Origin of the sequence: Pseudoalteromonas sp. MIP2626 (genome assembly GCF_013414205.1) — a bacterium.
Lineage (GTDB): Bacteria > Pseudomonadota > Gammaproteobacteria > Enterobacterales > Alteromonadaceae > Pseudoalteromonas > Pseudoalteromonas nigrifaciens.
In genome coordinates, this window is record NZ_JAATTW010000123.1 from 1 (window position 1) to 860 (window position 860).

The window sequence follows — 860 nt, forward strand, 5'->3', positions numbered from 1 at the left end:
GTAAGCGCGCAATTAAACCCACATACCAATATTAATGCTACCTATGCATAATTTACTCAGCATATTAACCTGAGGTAATTATGAATAAACAGCAAAAAATAAAACACTGGCAAGGCATTTTTGAGCAGCAAAAATCGAGTGGTTTAGCCATCATTCAATTTTGTCGTGATAACAACATTAACGCATCGACTTTCTATGTTTGGCGTAAACGCCTTTCTGACGAAACGATAAGGGTTAAAAAGCAACAGGTGATCCCGTTTGTTATTCATGAGCAAGCCTTTACACACCCTTCAATCATTAAACTCACCACACCAAACGGCTATCAAATAGACTTCGAGTCGACATTAGCGCACCAAGCACTCGCCAAATTATTGAGCGTACTGTGACACCTTGCACCCACCAAGTTTACTTGGTCACGGGATTCACCGACATGCGAAAATCAATCAATGGGTTAAGTATTATTGTCAGCGATACCCTATCTCTCGATCCTTTAAGCCAAGCGTGGTTCGTTTTTTGTAATAAACAACGCGATAAATTAAAAATTTTGTTTTGGGATACCAATGGTTTTTGGCTTTATTATCGTCGCTTAGAGCAAGGACGATTTCAATGGCCAAATCATGCTCAAGCACACGTAGCCATGGGGATTGAACAACGGCAGTTACAATGGTTATTATCTGGCTTACCGGTAAATAATAAAACCCGCCACTCAACTTTATCAGGGTTATCAGTGATGTAAATTAACCAGATCGTTTTTTTTACTTGAACGATCTTTCCCATGTGTCATGCTATTAAAATGCCAGACACTATTCTCATCACCGAACTACAAAATCAGCTTGCACTTATGCAGGCTAAGCTTGATG

Annotated in this window: 2 protein-coding genes; both read left to right on the forward strand. The window is 39.5% G+C overall.

From position 1 onward, the window contains the following. Positions 1-80: 80 nt before the first annotated feature. Positions 81-386, forward strand: coding sequence for a hypothetical protein (locus tag HC000_RS18305; RefSeq protein ID WP_010555472.1), 306 nt, complete (start codon positions 81-83; stop codon positions 384-386). Beyond that, entirely contained in the window at positions 383-736 is a 354-nt protein-coding gene (gene tnpB / locus HC000_RS18310) for an IS66 family insertion sequence element accessory protein TnpB (protein ID WP_024605589.1), read from the forward strand. The genes HC000_RS18305 and tnpB overlap by 4 nt, the downstream gene beginning before the upstream one ends. Positions 737-860: the final 124 nt, after the last annotated feature.